This window comes from Stenotrophomonas rhizophila, assembly GCF_003751305.1.
GTDB classification, from domain to species: domain Bacteria; phylum Pseudomonadota; class Gammaproteobacteria; order Xanthomonadales; family Xanthomonadaceae; genus Stenotrophomonas; species Stenotrophomonas rhizophila_B.
In genome coordinates this window covers 1,051,629-1,069,561 of record NZ_RJKV01000002.1, presented here as the reverse complement: position 1 = coordinate 1,069,561, position 17,933 = coordinate 1,051,629, and the positions used below count along the sequence as shown (strand labels likewise).

At 66.5% G+C, this 17,933-nt stretch carries 15 protein-coding genes; 6 read left to right on the top strand and 9 right to left on the bottom strand.

From position 1 onward, the window contains the following. Window positions 1-32: 32 nt before the first annotated feature. The 5 genes from lepB to rpoE form a co-directional block, all read right to left on the bottom strand. Complete coding sequence (gene lepB, locus EDF74_RS13175; RefSeq protein ID WP_123730522.1) at window positions 33-827, bottom strand: signal peptidase I; 795 nt, start codon at window positions 825-827, stop codon at window positions 33-35. A 102-nt stretch (window positions 828-929) separates the two neighbouring features. Further along, entirely contained in the window at window positions 930-2,720 is a 1,791-nt protein-coding gene (lepA, locus tag EDF74_RS13170) for a translation elongation factor 4 (RefSeq protein WP_184997305.1), read from the bottom strand. A 167-nt stretch (window positions 2,721-2,887) separates the two neighbouring features. Beyond that, window positions 2,888-4,411 (bottom strand): DegQ family serine endoprotease, encoded by a 1,524-nt coding sequence (locus EDF74_RS13165; RefSeq protein WP_123730520.1) that lies wholly within the window; start codon window positions 4,409-4,411, stop codon window positions 2,888-2,890. A gap of 87 nt (window positions 4,412-4,498) precedes the next feature. Then, window positions 4,499-5,404 (bottom strand): sigma-E factor negative regulatory protein, encoded by a 906-nt coding sequence (locus EDF74_RS13160; RefSeq protein WP_123730519.1) that lies wholly within the window; start codon window positions 5,402-5,404, stop codon window positions 4,499-4,501. Beyond that, the gene (gene rpoE / locus EDF74_RS13155; protein WP_123730518.1) at window positions 5,401-6,021 is read right to left on the bottom strand and encodes an RNA polymerase sigma factor RpoE; all 621 of its coding nucleotides are present in this window, start codon (window positions 6,019-6,021) and stop codon (window positions 5,401-5,403) included. Before rpoE ends, EDF74_RS13160 begins: the two co-directional genes overlap by 4 nt. A 237-nt stretch (window positions 6,022-6,258) precedes the next feature. Between rpoE and EDF74_RS13150 the strand changes: the two genes are divergently transcribed. From EDF74_RS13150 to EDF74_RS13135, 4 genes are all read left to right on the top strand, one after another. Further along, entirely contained in the window at window positions 6,259-8,322 is a 2,064-nt protein-coding gene (locus tag EDF74_RS13150) for a 3-hydroxyacyl-CoA dehydrogenase NAD-binding domain-containing protein (RefSeq protein ID WP_123730517.1), read from the top strand. A gap of 146 nt (window positions 8,323-8,468) precedes the next feature. Further along, window positions 8,469-9,332, top strand: coding sequence for a pirin family protein (locus tag EDF74_RS13145; RefSeq protein WP_123730516.1), 864 nt, complete (start codon window positions 8,469-8,471; stop codon window positions 9,330-9,332). A gap of 114 nt (window positions 9,333-9,446) precedes the next feature. Beyond that, on the top strand, window positions 9,447-10,169 hold the full coding sequence (gene aqpZ / locus EDF74_RS13140; RefSeq protein WP_123730515.1) for an aquaporin Z: 723 nt from the start codon (window positions 9,447-9,449) through the stop codon (window positions 10,167-10,169). 231 nt (window positions 10,170-10,400) lie between these two features. After that, window positions 10,401-10,862, top strand: a complete 462-nt coding sequence (locus EDF74_RS13135; RefSeq protein WP_123730514.1) for a hypothetical protein — start codon at window positions 10,401-10,403, stop codon at window positions 10,860-10,862. Between the two features lie 124 nt (window positions 10,863-10,986). Here the strand turns inward: EDF74_RS13135 and EDF74_RS13130 are convergent, their stop codons facing one another. Further along, window positions 10,987-11,838 (bottom strand): pirin family protein, encoded by an 852-nt coding sequence (locus EDF74_RS13130; RefSeq protein ID WP_123730513.1) that lies wholly within the window; start codon window positions 11,836-11,838, stop codon window positions 10,987-10,989. Window positions 11,839-12,065: 227 nt separating this feature from the next. Here EDF74_RS13130 and EDF74_RS13125 point away from each other — a divergent pair, with 227 nt between their 5' ends. Beyond that, the gene (locus tag EDF74_RS13125; RefSeq protein WP_123730512.1) at window positions 12,066-14,147 is read left to right on the top strand and encodes a carbon starvation CstA family protein; all 2,082 of its coding nucleotides are present in this window, start codon (window positions 12,066-12,068) and stop codon (window positions 14,145-14,147) included. Beyond that, entirely contained in the window at window positions 14,147-14,371 is a 225-nt protein-coding gene (locus EDF74_RS13120; protein ID WP_019183464.1) for a YbdD/YjiX family protein, read from the top strand. The genes EDF74_RS13125 and EDF74_RS13120 overlap by 1 nt, the downstream gene beginning before the upstream one ends. A gap of 146 nt (window positions 14,372-14,517) precedes the next feature. On the opposite strand, the gene EDF74_RS13115 is transcribed toward EDF74_RS13120, so the two are convergent. The 3 genes from EDF74_RS13115 to EDF74_RS13105 all read right to left on the bottom strand — a co-directional run bounded on the left by EDF74_RS13115 (window position 14,518) and on the right by EDF74_RS13105 (window position 17,903). Further along, window positions 14,518-15,768 (bottom strand): DUF819 domain-containing protein, encoded by a 1,251-nt coding sequence (locus EDF74_RS13115; RefSeq protein ID WP_123730511.1) that lies wholly within the window; start codon window positions 15,766-15,768, stop codon window positions 14,518-14,520. Window positions 15,769-15,883: 115 nt separating this feature from the next. Then, window positions 15,884-17,215 carry a sensor histidine kinase gene (locus EDF74_RS13110; protein WP_123730510.1) on the bottom strand — a complete coding sequence of 444 codons (1,332 nt, stop codon included), beginning with the start codon at window positions 17,213-17,215 and terminating at the stop codon, window positions 15,884-15,886. Beyond that, on the bottom strand, window positions 17,202-17,903 hold the full coding sequence (locus tag EDF74_RS13105) for a response regulator transcription factor (RefSeq protein ID WP_123730509.1): 702 nt from the start codon (window positions 17,901-17,903) through the stop codon (window positions 17,202-17,204). Before EDF74_RS13105 ends, EDF74_RS13110 begins: the two co-directional genes overlap by 14 nt. Between the last annotated feature and the right edge of the window lie 30 nt (window positions 17,904-17,933).

Sequence of the window (17,933 nt, the reverse complement as noted above, 5' to 3'; positions counted from 1 at the left end):
GCGTTTCTCCCCAGATACGCGTGTGCCATGAATCAATGGATAGCCGTGCCGATCCGCGACGGCTCGAAGCCGTCCTTGCAGAACCAGCCGGAGCAGTTAAGCCAGATCAGGAACGCCTTGCCACGGAGATTCTCCTCCGGCAGCAGGCCCCAGAAGCGGCCGTCGTCACTATTGTCGCGGTTGTCGCCCATGACCAGGTACTTGCCGGCCGGCACGGTCCACTGGCCCTGCCCACGCGCGTAGTCGGTCTCGAGCACGGTGTGGGTACGGCCCGGCAGGTGCTCGACCAGCAGTGAGCTGCCCTCGCCCTGCCCATTGTGGCCGGCGTACAGGCCCTTGTTGTCGTACGTGACCGGCTCGCCGTTGAGGATCAGGCCGTTGCCCTGGAATTCGATCTGGTCACCCGGCACGCCGATCACGCGCTTGATGAAGTTCTCGCCCTTGGCCGGATCGTTGTCCGAATGGCCCGGGAAATGGAACACCACCACGTCGCCGCGCTTGGGCTCGCCGAACGGCACCACCTTGGCGTTGTTCAGCGGCAGGCGCAGGCCGTAGGAGAACTTGTTGACCAGGATGAAATCGCCGATCAGCAGGTTGGGCATCATCGAGCTGGACGGAATCTTGTACGGCTCGGCGATGAAGCTGCGCACCACCAGCACGATCGCCAGCACCGGGAAGAACGCCCGCGCGTAGTCGACCATCACCGGCTCGGTATCCAGCAGGCCGGCACGCTGGGCGCGGCGCTTGGCGAAGTACAGCTTCTCGCCCAGCAGGATCAGGCCCGAAGCCAGCGTCAGTACGACCAGGAGGATCTCAAACAATTTCATGCAGTGTCCTTGGGAACGATTGCAGCGGTACGGGGGTGGTTCCCTGCGCGCCCGGCGACACCGGGAGGGTGCCGCCTGCCGCCACCGGGAGGCCGTCCGGCCTTACTTGTCCATCTGCAGCACGGCCAGGAAGGCTTCCTGCGGGATTTCCACGCGGCCGACCTGCTTCATGCGCTTTTTGCCTTCCTTCTGCTTTTCGAGCAACTTCTTCTTGCGCGAAACGTCGCCACCATAGCACTTGGCCAACACGTTCTTGCGCATCGCCTTGACCGTGGTGCGCGAGATGATCTGCGAGCCGACGGCGGCCTGGATGGCCACGTCGAACTGCTGGCGCGGGATCAGTTCCTTCATCTTCTCGCACAGTTCGCGGCCGCGGCGGTCGGCATGGCTGCGGTGCACGATCAGCGACAGCGCATCGACCTTGTCGCCGTTGATCAGCACGTCCACGCGGACGAACGGACCGGCATCGAAACGCACGAAGTGGTAGTCCAGCGAGGCATAGCCGCGGCTGACCGACTTCAGCTTGTCGAAGAAGTCCAGCACCACTTCGGCCATCGGCAGCTCGTAGCTGATCTGCACCTGGCTGCCGAGGTAGTTGATGCCGATCTGGCTGCCGCGCTTTTCTTCGCACAGCTTGATGATGTTGCCGATGTACTCCTCGGGGGTGAGCACGTTGGCGCGGATGATCGGCTCGCGGATCTCATCGACCATGTTCACCGGCGGCAGCTTGGCCGGGTTGTCCATGTTGATGATGCTGCCGTCGGTCTTGAGCACTTCATAGACGACGGTCGGCGCGGTGCTGATCAGGTCCAGGTTGTATTCGCGCTCCAGGCGCTCCTGCACGATTTCCATGTGCAGCATGCCCAGGAAGCCGCAGCGGAAGCCGAAGCCCATCGCTTCGGAGCTTTCCGGCTCGAAGCGCAGCGCCGCATCGTTCAGGCGCAGCTTGTCCAGCGCTTCGCGCAGGTCCGGGTAATCCTCGGCATCGACCGGGAACAGGCCGGCGAACACGCGCGGCTGCATTTCCTGGAAGCCCGGCAGCGGCTTGGCGGCCGGATCGGCGGCCAGGGTCAGGGTGTCGCCGACCGGCGCACCGTGCACGTCCTTGATGCTGGCCGTCACCCAGCCCACCTCACCGGCGTTCAGTGCCGGCAGCACCTTGCGCTTGGGGGTGAACACGCCGACGTTGTCGACCTGATGATTGCGGCCGGTGGACATCACCTGCAACTTGTCGCCGGCCTTGATCTGGCCCTGCATCACGCGCACCAGCGAGACCACGCCGAGGTAGTTGTCGAACCACGAGTCGATGATCAGCGCCTGCAGCTTGTCGGTATCGCGCGGCACCGGCGGCGGAATGCGATGCACGATCGCCTCCAGCACGTCGCCCACGTTCAGGCCGGTCTTGGCGCTGACCGCCACGGCGTCGGTCGCATCGATGCCGATCACGGCCTCGATCTCGGCCTTGGCACGGTCGATATCGGCGGTGGGCAGGTCGATCTTGTTGATCACCGGCACCACTTCCAGCCCCTGCTCGACGGCCGTGTAGCAGTTGGCGACGGACTGCGCTTCCACGCCCTGGGCCGCATCGACCACCAGCAGCGCGCCTTCGCAGGCGGCCAGCGAGCGGCTGACTTCATAGGAGAAGTCGACATGCCCGGGGGTGTCGATGAAGTTCAGGTGGTACGTGTGGCCGTCTTTGGCGACATACGGCAGCGAGACCGACTGGGCCTTGATGGTGATGCCACGCTCGCGCTCGATCGGGTTCGAGTCGAGCACCTGCGCCTCCATCTCACGGGCCTGGAGGCCGCCGCAAAGCTGGATGATGCGATCGGCCAGCGTGGACTTGCCGTGGTCGACGTGGGCGATGATGGAGAAGTTGCGGATGAACCGCATCGAATCAGAAGACATAGGTGGCGGCGGCGCGTCGCGTCGTCAGGATGACTGCGGATTATCGCATGGCCGGCCCGGTCCCGCGTGGGCCCGGTAGCGATTGTCGCCAACGGCCCCCCAGAAACGACCGGGCCCGCCGAAGCGGGCCCGGAAACGCAGGCGGGGCGGGCTTATTGGCCGGCCTTGACCGGCACGAACGCGCTGTTGCCGTTGGCACGGACCAGCAACATGACCACATCGCCCTTGCTGTAACCGCCCAGTGCCCTGTTCAGCGCGGCCACGCTGCCGACCGGGGTCCGCCCGACCTGCAGCACCACCATGCCCTGCGACAGGCGCGCATCCCGTGCCGACTGACCGGTGACCCGGGTGATGCGCACGCCCTCGCCCGAGGCCAGGCCCAGCTGCTGGCGTTGCGGCGCGGTCAGATCGGCCACTTCCAGGCCCAGCAGGGCATTGGCACCGGTTTCCGGCTTGGCCGCGTCGGCCGTCTGGGGCGCGTTGCCGCGATCGGCGTCCTCGGCCAACTCGGTCAGCGTGGCGGTGATCTCGCGCTCCTTGCCCTCTCGCAGCACCACGATGCGCACCTTGGTTCCCGGCGGCAGGGCACCGATCAACGGCGGCAGGTCGCTGGACACGTTGATCGGCGTGCCGTTCACGGACCGGATCACGTCACCGACCTCCAGGCCGGACTTGGCGGCAGCGCTGCCGGGCACCAGCTGGTTGACCAGTGCGCCGCGGCTGTCGGGCAGCTTGAAGCCCTCCGCGACGTCCGCCGTGACCGCCCCGACCATCGCGCCCAGCTGGCCGCGGCTGACCCGGCCATTCTTCTTGATCTGTTCGACTGCCCCCATGGCCAGGTCGATGGGGATCGCGAAGCTGATGCCCATGTAGCCGCCGGAGGCGGAGAAGATCTGCGAGTTGATGCCGACCACTTCACCGCGGGTGTTGAGCAGGGGGCCGCCGGAGTTGCCCTGGTTGATCGCCACATCGGTCTGGATGAAGGGCACGTAGCGCTGGTCAGCGCCGCCGGTGCTGCGGCCCACCGCGCTGACCACGCCGGCGGTGACCGAATGATCCAGGCCGAACGGCGAGCCGATCGCGACGACCCACTGGCCCGGCTTGAGGGTGTTGGAATCCCCCACGCGTACGGTCGGCAGATTCTTGCCGTCGATCTTGAGCAGCGCAACGTCGTACTGCTGATCGCTGCCGATCACCTTGGCGGTGAACTCGCGGCGGTCGCCCAGCTTGACCTTCACTTCGCTGGCGTCGGCGACCACGTGATAGTTGGTCAGCACATAGCCATCGGCGGAGATGATGAAGCCCGAGCCCATGCCCCGGCCCTGGATGCGGGGACTGTCGTCCTGGCCACCGGGGCCCTGCCCCGGCATCTGGAAGTCCGGGCCGAAGAAGCGGCGGAAGAACTCGGGCATTTCATCGTCGCCGCCCGGCCCCATGGTCCGGGCCTGGCGGTTGCTGCGCACGATGGTGGTTTCGACATTGACCACGCCCGGGCCGACCTGTTCGACCAGGTTGGTGAAGTCCGGCAGGCCACTGACCAACTGCGGCGCAGGTGCCCGCGGTGCGGCGGCGGCCGGTGCGGCCGGGGTCGTCGGCGATGGCGACTGAGCGCAGGCCACCAGCGGCAGGGTCATGGCGATCAGCGCCAGGGCATGGGTACGGATACGGGCGGTCATCAGACACGAACCTCCGGGTCAGGGAACAAAGCGGGGGGGGGAGCGCTCCGGCGCACAGGCCGGAGCGGAACGTCAGGGCAACGATGTTCAGTCGCGGTGCCGGCGCGCAGGTTCGGCCGTGTCGGCCGATTCCTGAAGACGCGGCTCGAACGGATAGAACGCGGCCTGCGGTGCCTGCGTGGAGAAGCTGGCATTGAGCGCGCCGCCCGCGGCCGGGGCCAGGCTGGAGCGCGGCCACGGTTTGGCCTGCAGATTGCCCACCTCACCGAACGGGAACTGGCGCGCGGTGGCCGCCGGTACGGCCGGCGTCAGCGGCGCCTGGCTGGCGACCGCACGCTGCGGCTCGGCACTGCGCTCGGCAGCGCTGCGTGCCGCCTGCTGGGTGCGGGTGGCACTGGCGCGGCGCGCATTGGCCACGTCCTGGCGGCGGCTGGCGGCCGCCACGGCTGCAGCCGGAACCGCCGCTACGGCCAGCGCCTGCTCGGCGGCAGAGGCTTCGGTCGCCGGCGCGGGCGCGGGCGCGGGCGGCAGCTCGGCCTGGCTGGCGATGATCGTGGTCGGCGCGTCCAGCGCTGCCGGGTCCGGCAACTGCTCGCGGGTCATGAACATCGCCACGGCCGCGACGGAAGCGGCCAGTGCCGCGCCACCGCCCCAACGACGCCAGCCGCCACGGCGTTCCTTGCGGCCCTGGCTGCGCTCGACATTGGCCTGCATCGCTGGTGCCGGCTCAGCGGCCACGGAAACGCGGACCCGCTCGGCGAAATCGACCGGCGCCGGTGCGCAGGCCTGCCCGCGCAGCACATCGCCGAGCATCTGCCAGCGCTCGTTGCAGCTGGACAACGCCTCATCGTGTTCCAGCCGACGCAGCATGAAACGGGCTTCATCGGCCGACAGCTCACCGTCGATCAACGAAGACAGCTGCTGCCGGTAATGGGCGTCGAATTTATCGGGGGACGCGCCCCGGGAAGCATCATTGGACATATCGTGGCTCATGCGCGGCTCTTCTCGCGGGTGGCGCTGCCCACATCGAGCAGCGGCCGAAGTTCAGTGTCGATCGCCTCGCGGGCACGGAAGATCCGCGACCGCACGGTGCCGATCGGACACCCCATCTTCTGCGCGATTTCGTCGTAGCTCAGGCCGTCCACCTCGCGCATGGTGATGGCCGATCGCAGTTCTTCAGGCAGCGCGGAGACCGCCTTCATCACCGTCTGTTCCAGCTCCTGCCGCATCAACTCGCGCTCGGGCGTGTCGGTGTCGCGCAGACGCGTACCGCTGTCGAACTGTTCGGCGTCCCCGATCTCGATGTCATCGGTGGGCGGGCGGCGGTTGTGGGCGGCGAGATGGTTCTTGGCAGTGTTCACGGCGATCCTGTGCAACCAGGTATAGAACTGGGCGTCGCCGCGGAAACTGCCGATCGCGCGATACGCGCGGACGAAAGTGTCCTGGGCCACGTCCTGACATTCACTCCAGTCCGCGATGTAGCGCCCGATCAGCGCGATGATCCGATGCTGGTACTTGCGCACCAGGACATCGAACGCCGCGCTCTCGCCACGCTGCACACGTCGGACCAGCTCCAGGTCCAGCTCCTGTGGTGTTTCAACCTCGGCCATGGGGGGCCGCACTCCTGTCAGCCCAACCGACGTCGGGCAATGAGACTGCCAATCCCGGGAAAAGTTCAGCGCTCGATCACACCGCGCCGCACCAGCTTTTAACCACCGTTCCGTTAAGGTTTCCGATCCAGGCAATGGATCGGCGGCTTCTCTCCCCAGCTATAGGGATTTGACGGGGAGGAAACAACCTCTGGATCATAGCCCCCTTCTCCATACACAACCGGATGGAACGTTCCCATGCTCTCAGGCTTCGATGGGCTCCGCTTCTCGCATTGGCACCCGCAGATCCGTGACGATGGCGTCGTCGTGCTCAGCCTCGACCGCCAGGACAGCAGCGTCAATGCCATGTCGCAGGACGTGCTGCTCGAGCTGGGCGACCTGATCGAGCGGATCGCGATGGACCCGCCCAAGGCGGTGGTGATCCAGTCGATCAAGGCCGCCGGTTTCATCGCCGGTGCGGACCTGAAGGAATTCCAGGAATTCGACCGCCGCGGCACCGTCAATGACGCGATCCGCCGTGGCCAGAGCACGTACCAGAAGCTGGCCGAACTGCCCTGCCCGACCGTCGCGGCGATCCACGGCCACTGCCTGGGCGGCGGCACCGAGCTGGCGCTGGCCTGCCGCTATCGCGTCGCCTCCAACGATGCCTCCACCCGCATCGGCCTGCCGGAAACCCAGCTGGGCATCTTCCCGGGCTGGGGCGGCAGCTCGCGCCTGCCGCAGCTGGTCGGCGCCCCGGCGGCGATGGACATGATGCTGACCGGCCGCAATCTGTCGGCCTCGGCCGCGCGCAACATCGGCCTGGTCGACAAGGTCGTCGCACCGGCCGTGCTGCTCGATACCGCCGTGTCGCTCGCGCTGAAGGGCACTACCCGCCCATTCAAGCAGCGCGCGACCGCGTGGATCACCAATACCTGGCTGGCGCGCAAGCTGCTCGCCCCGCAGATGGCCAAGCAGGTCGCCCGCAAGGCGCGCAAGGAGCATTACCCCGCTCCCTACGCACTGATCAACACCTGGGCACGCACCGGTGGCAGCCCGATCCAGACGCGTCTGGATGCCGAACGCCGCGCTGTGGTGAAGCTGGCCGGCACCCCGACCGCACGCAACCTGATCCGCATTTTCTTCCTGACCGAGCGCCTGAAGGCACTGGGCGGCAAGGACCACGGCATCCAGCACGTACATGTGGTCGGCGCCGGCGTGATGGGCGGCGACATCGCGGCGTGGTCGGCCTACAAGGGCTTCAACGTAACCCTGCAGGATCGCGAGCAGCGCTTCATCGACCCGGCCATGGAACGCGCGCAGGCACTGTTCGCCAAGCGGGTGAAGGACGACAGCAAGCGTCCGGCCGTGGCGGCGCGCCTGAAAGCCGATCTCGCTGGCGAGGGCGTCGCCCAGGCCGATCTGGTGATCGAAGCCATCATCGAAAACCCGGAGGCCAAGCGCGAGCTGTACCAGTCGCTGGAGCCCAGGATGAAGGCCGATGCGCTGCTGACCACCAACACGTCCTCGATCCCGCTGGACGAACTGCGCGACCACATCGAGCGCCCGGCGCAGTTCGCCGGCCTGCATTACTTCAACCCGGTCGCGCAGATGCCGCTGGTGGAAATCATCCATCACGAGGGCATGGCGCCGGAGACCGAGCGCCGCCTGGCCTCCTTCTGCAAGGCACTGGGCAAGTTCCCGGTGCCGGTCGCCGGCACCCCGGGCTTCCTGGTCAACCGCGTGCTGTTCCCGTACATGCTTGAAGCTGCCACCGCGTATGCCGAAGGCGTGCCGGGCCCGGTGCTGGACAAGGCTGCGGTGAAGTTCGGCATGCCGATGGGCCCGATCGAACTGCTCGACACCGTTGGCCTGGATGTGGCCGCCGGCGTCGGCAAGGAACTGGCGCCCTTCCTCGGCCTGCAGGTACCGGCCGCCCTGGCGACCGTGGAACAGGGCAAGCGTGGCAAGAAGGACGGCCAAGGCCTGTACAAGTGGGAGAACGGCCGCGCCCAGAAGCCGGACGTCCCCGCCAACTACGAGGTGCCGGCCGATCTGGAAGACCGCCTGATCCTGCCACTGCTCAACGAAGCCGTGGCCTGCCTGCACGACGGCGTCGTCGCCGACGCCGACCTGTTGGATGCCGGCGTGATCTTCGGCACCGGCTTCGCCCCGTTCCGCGGCGGCCCGATCCAGTACATCCGCGCCACCGGCGCCGATGCCCTGGTCGAACGCCTCAAGGTCCTGCAGCAGCGCTACGGCGATCGCTTCGCCCCGCGCCCGGGCTGGGATTCGCCGGTACTGCGCGAACCGGTGATCTGAGGATCGCGAAAACGCCAGCGCACGCTGGCGTTTTTGTTTGTGTCCGCCTGCGTGCAACCAGAACAACCTGTTACCGATACAGGCCTCCCACCCCCACACCCCGCATGCGATCCTCCCGCTCTGTCCCCGCCAGCGAGACCGCCCGCATGACGACCATCATCGCCCCCCGCATCCATGACATCGGTGGCCTGCAGGTCCGCCGCGCCGTGCCGACCCTGCAGGCGCGCAGTGTCGGTCCGTTCGTGTTCGTCGACCAGATGGGCCCGGCCGTGCTCTCCCCGGGCACCGGCATCGACGTACGCCCCCATCCGCATATCGGCCTGGCCACCGTCACCTTCCTCTGGTCCGGCGCCATCGGCCACCGCGATACCCTCGGCTCGGACCAGGTCATCCGCCCCGGCGACGTCAACTGGATGACCGCCGGCCGCGGCATCGCCCACTCCGAACGCACGCCTGCCGTCGAACGCGAACACGACCACCCGCTGCACGGCATGCAGACCTGGCTGGCGCTTCCAAAAGACGTTGAAGACACCGACCCCGCGTTCTACCACCACGCTGCCGCGACCCTGCCCCAGCAGCGCCGCAACGGAGCCTGGCTGCGCGTCATCGCCGGCCGCGCGTACGGCGAAGAATCGCCGGTCAAGGTCTTCGCCGACACCCTCAACGTTGCCATCGATCTCGATGCCGATGCGGAAATCGACCTGGATACCGGCCATGCCGAACGCTCGCTCTACATCCTCGAAGGCCAGGCCCAGCTCGACGGTGTGGATGTCCCTGCCCAGCACCTGATCATTCCCGAGCCCGGGGCACGCGGCCGCCTGCGCGCCAAGACCCCGATCAAGGCAATGCTGATGGGTGGCGAACCGCTCGACGGGCCACGCCATCTCTGGTGGAACTTCGTCTCCAGCTCCACCGAGCGGATCGAGCAGGCCAAGCACGACTGGGAATCCGGCCGCTTCGGCACGATTCCGGGCGACGATAAAGAGTTCATCCCGCTGCCTGCTTACTGAGCCGCCCAGTCGGCGGACAACCGTTCGTCGGCTGTTGACGCGACCATCACCCCGATGAACCCCGATTCAGCTACGTTGCGCCTGCCCACCCCGGGCGTAACGTGGAGCACGTCGATGAGCATGGGCAAACGTCTGGCCGCCGAGTTCCTGGGCACGTTCTGGCTGGTGTTGGGCGGGTGTGGCAGCGCGGTGCTGGCCGCCAAGTTCGGTGGTGATGGCAATCCGCTGGGGATCGGTTTTCTGGGCGTGGCGCTGGCCTTCGGCCTGACCGTGCTGACCGGCGCCTATGCGTTCGGGCACGTCTCCGGCGCGCACTTCAATCCCGCGGTCAGTGTCGGCCTGTGGGCCGGCGGTCGTTTCCCCGCCCGTGACCTGCTTCCCTACATCGTGGCGCAGGTGCTGGGTGGCGCGCTGGCCGGTTTCATCCTGCTGCAGATCGCCTCCGGAGCGCCGGGTTTCCAGATCGATGGCAGCCAGGCCGGCGCGTTCGCGAGCAATGGCTACAGCGCCCTCTCACCGGGCGGTTACAGCGTTGCCGCCGCCTTCCTGTGTGAAGTGGTCCTCACCGCGTTCTTCCTGATCGTGATCATGGGCGCGACCCACGGCAACGCGCCCGCGGGGTTTGCCCCGATCGCGATCGGCCTGGCGCTGACGTTGATCCATCTGATCAGCATTCCGGTCACCAATACCTCGGTCAATCCGGCACGCTCCACCGCCGTGGCGCTGTTCGCCGGCAGCGGCGCGCTCAGCCAGCTGTGGTTGTTCTGGCTGGCACCGCTGCTGGGCGGCCTGATCGGCGGCATCGTCTACAAATGGATGGGCGCCGCGCCCCGCTGACGGTTTGGCCGGGCGGTCCCCGAACCGCCCGGCGTCAGCGCATAAAGGTTCACCTGAAACCGTTATTTGTACACTGAGTCACATTCCGTTAAGGTCCCGATCACTCGTCCGACACTGACGGCAGCGAGTGATCCGGTACGCGCGCGGGGAATGCGCCACCACGGCCTGGGTTGTCGACGGCCACCGGAATGCCTGTCAGCGACGGACGCGATCATCGACCTTGGGGGAACCATGAACGTCCTGCGCGCTGTCGTATGTGTGTGTCTGCTGGTCACTGCCGGCGCCGTTGCGGCGCAATCGACCAGCGAATGTCCGTCCCTGCCCGCCAGCAGCGGCCTGCAATGGCAGGAGCTCGCCCAACGCGACTTCATCCTGTGCAAGGCCACCGCCGCCGATGGGCGCGAAGTGCTCAGCCTGACCTTGAGCGCCCGCAATCCCGAGCTGCCGTTGAACCGCTCGCTGCGCCAGGAAAAAGGCAGCTTCGCCGGTGAAACGCTGTACTGGTACCAGCCCGACCTGGGTGGACAGAAACCGCCGGGCTATGAGACGCGCCGGATCACGGTGGTGAAGTTCGACAAGAACCGTTTCGCGCAGATCGCGCTGTACGCTGGCGACAAGAGCGAACTGGGTTCGCTGCAATCGCTGGCGCAGGGCATGAACCTGACGCCCTCGGCCGTGGCCGCCGGGCGCTGAGCACGAGGCCGGGACGGTGCACCGCACTCATCCCGCCATCCACGGTAGCGCCGGCCGCTGGCCGGCGCCTCCCACACCGTCAGGTGTCATGCGTTTGCCGGCCAGCGAGCGGTGCCAACGCGCCTCAGAAACGGCCTTCCTGGAAATCCACGAAGGCCTGCATCAGCTCCTGCTTGGTGTTCATCACGAACGGCCCGTGGCGCATCACCGGCTCACGCAGCGGTCGGCCCGCCACCAGGATCAGGCGCGCACCCGTGTCGCCTGCGCGCAGGCTCAGCCGCTCACCGCCGCCCAGCACCGCCATTTCCTGCTTGGCCACCGGGCGCGCGTCGTCGCCCTCGCCGATCTCCAGGCCCCCTTCGAACACGTACGCGAAGGCGTTGTGGCCGTCCGGCAGCGTGTAGCTCCAGCCCGCGCGTGCATCCAGGGTGATGTCCAGGTACACCGGATCAGTGGCCGGCTGCACGATCGGCCCAACGGTGTCACCCACCTCACCGGCGATGACCTTGACCTGCACGCCGTCGGCCGGCGCGGTCACCGGTATGTGGTCCGGGGCGAACTCCTGGTACTTCGGGTCGGTCATCTTGTCGCGCGCCGGCAGGTTCACCCACAGCTGGAACCCACGCATCTGCCCGGATTCCTGCTCGGGCATCTCCGAGTGGATGAGACCGCGGCCGGCCGTCATCCATTGCACGCTGCCCGGCGTGAGCAGGCCCTCGTTGCCGTGGTTGTCCTTGTGCCGCATGCGCCCGTCGAGCATGTAGGTCACGGTCTCGAACCCACGGTGCGGATGGCTGGGGAAGCCGGCGATGTAGTCCTCGGCGCGGTCCGTGCCGAATTCATCCAGCAGCAGGAACGGATCCAGATCGGGCAGCGAGGGGCCACCGATCACCCGCGTCAGGCGCACGCCGGCGCCATCGGAGGTGGCCATGCCACGGATGGTGCGCAGCACGCGCGCCGGGGTTGGGCTGCTCATGGTGACTCCAGACTGAGGAAACTGGGTACAAGATGGGCTCATGCGTCCCCCCGGCCAACGGTCATGCCCGCAACCGATTGTTCCAAGCGTGATGTTCCGGCGACGTGTACAGGCACGCGCCACACCCACCCTACGACCAAAGTACTAGCGGCAAGCCCCCGCCATTGCATTGACCCCGTCAGTGCCAAGGCGGACTCTTACGACGATCTCCAGGGAGACGCAATCTCATGAAAGGTTTTTCGAAACTGGGTTGGGCAGTCATCGCACTGCTTGGCGCATTCTGTCTAGGCACCGTCGCACTGCGCCGCGGTGAACCCATCAATGCGCTGTGGATCGTCGTCGCTGCGGTCTCCATCTATCTCATCGCGTATCGCTTCTACAGCCTGTTCATCGCCGACAAGGTGATGCAGCTCGATCCGACCCGGGCCACGCCCGCGGTGATCAACAACGATGGCCTGGATTACGTTCCGACCAACAAGCACGTGCTGTTCGGCCACCACTTCGCCGCCATCGCCGGCGCAGGCCCGCTGGTCGGCCCGGTGCTGGCCGCGCAGATGGGCTACCTGCCCGGCCTGCTCTGGCTGGTGGTGGGCGTGGTCGTGGCCGGCGCGGTGCAGGATTTCATGATCCTGTTCCTCTCCAGCCGCCGCAACGGCCGCTCGCTGGGTGACCTGGTGCGCGAGGAAATGGGGCCGGTGCCCGGCACCATCGCCTTGTTCGGCGCCTTCCTGATCATGATCATCATCCTGGCGGTGCTGGCGATGGTGGTGGTCAAGGCGCTGGCCGAAAGCCCCTGGGGCATGTTCACGGTCATCGCGACCATGCCGATCGCGATCCTGATGGGCGTGTACATGCGTTACATCCGCCCGGGCAAGATCGGCGAGATCTCCGTGGTCGGGCTGATCCTGCTGCTGGCCGCGATCTGGTTCGGTGGCAAGGTCGCCGCCGATCCGGTCTGGGGCCCGGCCTTCACCTTCACCGGGATCCAGATCACCTGGATGCTGATCGGCTACGGCTTCGTGGCCTCGGTGCTGCCGGTGTGGCTGCTGCTGGCCCCGCGCGATTACCTGTCCACCTTCCTCAAGATCGGCACCATCGTGGCGCTGGCGATCGGCATCCTGATCGTCATGCCGGAACTGAAGATGCCGGCCCTGACCCAGTTCGCCGCCAGTGGCGACGGCCCGGTCTGGAAAGGCGGGATGTTCCCGTTCCTGTTCATCACCATCGCCTGCGGCGCGGTCTCCGGCTTCCATGCCCTGATCGCCTCGGGCACCACACCCAAGCTGCTCGCCAATGAGCGCCACATGCGCTACATCGGCTACGGCGGCATGCTGATGGAGTCGTTCGTCGCGGTGATGGCCTTGGTGGCCGCCTCGATCATCGACCCGGGCATCTACTTCGCCATGAACGCGCCGGCAGCCGTGATCGGCCCGGATGCGGTCTCAGCTGCGGCCTACATCAGCAATACGTGGGGCTTCATCATCACCCCCGAGCAACTGGAGGCCACGGCCGCGGCGATCGGCGAGCCGACCATCCTGCACCGCGCCGGTGGCGCACCGACGCTGGCGGTGGGCATCGCGCAGATCCTGCACGAGGCGATCCCCAGCGGCAGCAACGCGATGATGGCGTTCTGGTATCACTTCGCGATCTTGTTCGAAGCATTGTTCATCCTCACCGCAGTCGACGCCGGTACCCGTGCCGGTCGCTTCATGCTGCAGGACCTGCTGGGCAACTTCATCCCGGCCCTGAAGAAGACCGAATCGTGGACCGCCAACATCATCGCCACCGCCGGTTGCGTGGCGCTGTGGGGCTACCTGCTCTACACGGGTGTGGTCGATCCCTTCGGTGGCATCCAGACCTTGTGGCCGCTGTTCGGCATCTCCAACCAGATGCTGGCCGGTATCGCGCTGATGCTCGGCACCGTGGTGCTGTTCAAGATGAAGCGTGACCGCTTCGCCTGGGTGACCGGCGTGCCGGCGGTGTGGCTGCTGATCTGCACCACGTATGCGGGCCTGATCAAGATCTTCGACAAGAACCCGGCCCAGGGCTTCCTGGCCCAGGCCCACAAGTACCAGGATGCGATCGCCAGCGGCACGCTGACCGCGCCGGCCAAGACCGTCGGCCAGATGCATCAGATCGTGGTCAACGCCTACGTCAACACCGGCCTGACCGTCCTGTTCCTGTTCGTGGTGTTCTCGATCCTGTTCTACGCGATCAAGACCATCTTCATGGCCCGTCGCACCGCGCAGCGGACCGACAAGGAAACCCCGTACGTGGCGCTTGAGCCGCACCAGATGGCGGACCTGTAATGAGTACCGAACTCGTCCCCGCCGGTCAGTACCAGGCCCACCGCCGCATCTGGCGGCGCCTGGTGCAGACCGCGCGGCTGTGCTGCGGCATTCCCGACTACGACAACTACGTCCGGCACGTGCTGGAAAAACATCCCGACCGTGTACCGATGGACTACAAGACGTTCTTCCGCGAGCGCCAGGAGGCGCGTTACAGCGGCAAGAACGGCGGACGCTGCTGCTGACGTCCGGCAGCGGATGAACTCCAACACGGCGGCGCGAAAGCGCCGCCGTTTTTACTGGGCTGCATACTGGCCACGCAGAGGAGCGAAGCGCACAAAAAAAAGGCGGCCCTCAAGGCCGCCTCCAGGAACACCATGGGCAGCGTGCGTTACGCGCCCGCCATCCATTTCAGGATCAGCCCGGTCACATACGCCAGGCCGGTCCCGGTGGCATAGCCCACGGTGCCCAGCAGCACTCCGACCGGCGCCAGCGACGGATGGAACGCGGCGGCGACCACGGGGGCCGATGCGGCTGCACCGATATTGCCCTGCGAGCCGATCGCGAAGAAGAACAGCGGCGCGCGCAGCAGCTTGGCTGCAATCCACAGCACCAGGATGTGGGTCAGCATCCAGATCGCGCCGAGCGCGAACAGCCACGGACGATCGAGCAGCGAGAGCAGGTCCATCTGCATGCCGATGCAGGCGATCAGGAAATACAGGAACAACGTGCCCAGTCGCGAGGCACCGGCCGACTCCAGGCGCCGCGCACGGGTGAAGCTCAGGCCCAGGCCGAGCGCCGTGGACAACAGCACCACCCAGACGAACGCGCTGTCCAGGCTGAACTGACTGGCCCAGCTCACATTGGCTTTGAACCAGCCGCTCAGCGGCGCCGCGATGGCATGCGCCAGGCCGACGCCGCCCAGCGCCACGCCGACGATCACCATCAGGTCGGTCAGGCTGGGGATCCGCGCGTTCTGTGCCTCGTAGGCGGAAATCCGCGCCTTCATCTCATCGATGGCGCGGGTATCGGCGCCATTGCGCGTGTCGATCTGCTGGGCGCGGTTGGCCAGGAACAGAAGCACCGCCATCCACAGGCTCGCGCAGGCCACATCGACCACGGCGAACTGGCCGAAGGTGGTCGCATCCGTGCCGAACACTTCACGCATCGCCACCATGTTGGCACCGCCGCCGATCCAGCTGCCGGCCAACGCGGCCATGCCCTTCCAGGTATCGCCAGCCACTGTGGCCGGGTGGATCCAGGACATCGCCTGGAACGACACGATCGCACCGAGAATGATGCCCAGCGTGCCGGCGCAGAACACCACCAGCAGCTTCGGGCCCAGTTTCAGGATGCCTTTCAGATCGATCGAGAGCGTCAGCAGCACCAGCGCGGCGGGCAGCAGCACGTCACGCGCGATCGGGTTGTAGAGCGAGGTGTTGTGGCCGTCGATGAGGCCGGAAGTGTTGTAGATGGCCGGGATGAAGTAGCACAGCAGCAGGGCCGGCACCCACGCGAAAATTTTCTTGAGGATCGGGGTCGGGCCGCTGGCGGCCCAGAAGATCACGGCCAGGGTGGCGGCGATCAGGCCGAGGCCGACAATGTCGTTGGTGATCAGGGCAGTACTGGGTTCGGTCGGCATCACGCCATCCTCTGTCGATCGAAGGGATAAAAAAAAAGCGCCGCATAGAGCGGCGCCTCCGGAGCTTAACATTGTCTTCACGACGCCACACTTTGCAGCGCAGCGCGCGGGCTGATTACGTCTCAGGCAGCGACGGACGCGCGTTGGCCTCCGGCAACGAGGCACCGAGATCGAGAATCACACAGGTTCCGCGTGGCACGCAGGGTGCGATCTGCAGCGCCCAGCCCAGGTGTTCACAGAGCCGGGCGATCAGCTCCAGCCCGATCCCGCTCTGCTCATTGCGGTCACCTCGTGCCATGCGCGCGTGCACGGCGGCGATTTCTTCCGGACTCATGCCCAGCCCGGGATCCTGCAGGGTCACCACCGCCTGATCCGACACCTGGATGTGGATGGTGCCGCGGCCGCTGTTCTCGATTGCGTTGCGCAGCAGATTGCCGATCGCCGCCTGGACCACGCCCAGTGGTGCGACGATATCCACCCGCGCCAGACCATCGATCTCGATGCGCAGGTCCTTGTCGCCCATCAGGTGACGATGGTCTTCAATGATGTCCGGCACCAGCAGATCGAGCGGAATGCGCTCGCCGAGTGCTGCCAGTCGTGCCGGGTCGCGCGCCAGCACCAGCAGCAGCTGGATCAGCTGCTCCACGCCCTGGGCCGTGCGATGCACACGCTGCATCTGCTGGCGCGCGCGGTCGGGGATCTCCGGCTGGCCCAGCGCAAGCTCGGCAGCCCCGGTGATCACCGCGATCGGCGTGCGCAGTTCATGGCTGGCCGTGCTGATGAAGATCCGCTCGCGTTCGACGAACTGCTCGTTGCGCGCCAGATAGTCGTTCAACGCATTGGCGATCACGTACAGCTCGGAGCTGGCGCGCGGGTCCACCTCCACCCGCTGCCCGGGCACCCCAGGGTGCAGGTCGTCGATGCGTTTGGCCAGCGAGCTCAGCGGCCGTACCAGACGACCGACGCCGAAGGACGCCATCAGCACGGTGACGATGATCATCAGCACGCCGGCCAGCAGCACCCAGCGCGTAGCGAACTGTTCCAGCTCATGGAAGTCGTTGATGTCCAGCACCAGCGCCAGCCGCCCCAGCTGCGTGGTCTCCCGGACCATCACGGCGCTGGCACGACCGTTGACCTCCACGCCGTCGTGCAGCCCGGGATGCAGGGTGCGCAGGCTTTCCGGCACCGTCGGGCTGCCGTTGAGGTAGAACAACCGCAGCGTGTCCGAGTCCTGCCAGCGATAGTGCGGCTCGTGCTCGATGTGGTTGACGATGCTGTCCAGCTCGGAGTTGAGCAGGGCGCGCCACGCCGAGTGCTCGGCATGTTCATGCACGTAGTTGCCGACACTGAATACCGCCAGCGAGATCAGCGCCAGGTAGCCCAGCAACCACCAGACCATGCGCCGGTGCATCGGCGCTGGCGTTGGCGTGCGCTTATGCCGCGTCATCTGCACTGTCCGCGGCCGACACGCCCAAACGGTAGCCAACCCGTGGCAACGTGTGGATCAACTTCTGCTGGAACGGGCCATCCACGCTGCGACGCAGCTCGTAGACATGCGAGCGCAGCAGATCACCATCAGGCAACTCGTCGCCCCACAGCGCGAACTCCAGCTGCTGGCGGGTCACCGCGCCCGGGCTGGCCCGCATCAGCACTTCCAACAGCTTGCGGCAGGCCGGGTACAGGTGCAGCGCCTTGCCGTCGCGATGCGCCTCCAGCGTGGCCAGATCCAGCTTGAGATCGGCCACTTCCAGCACCTTGCGCGGGTTGCGTCCCTTGGCCCGCACCATCAATGCTTCCAGGCGCACTTCCAGCTCGGGCAGTGCGAACGGCTTGGTCAGGTAATCATCGGCGCCCGCACGGAAGCCGGCGATCTTGTCCGGCAGCTCGTCGCGCGCGGTGAGCATGATCACCGGCACTTCCGAACCGTGGTCGGCACGCAGCCGGCGCAGCACTTCCGGGCCTTCCATGCGCGGCAGCATCCAATCCAGGATCAGCGCGTCATAGGGCTGCGACACGGCCAGGTGCAGGCCGGTCACGCCGTCGGGCGCGACATCGAGCACATGGCCCCGCGACTCGAAATAATCGAATAGATTGGCAACCAGCTGACGGTTGTCTTCAATGACCAGCAGCCGCATGGGAGACTCTCTTGACCGGTTGAGCGCATG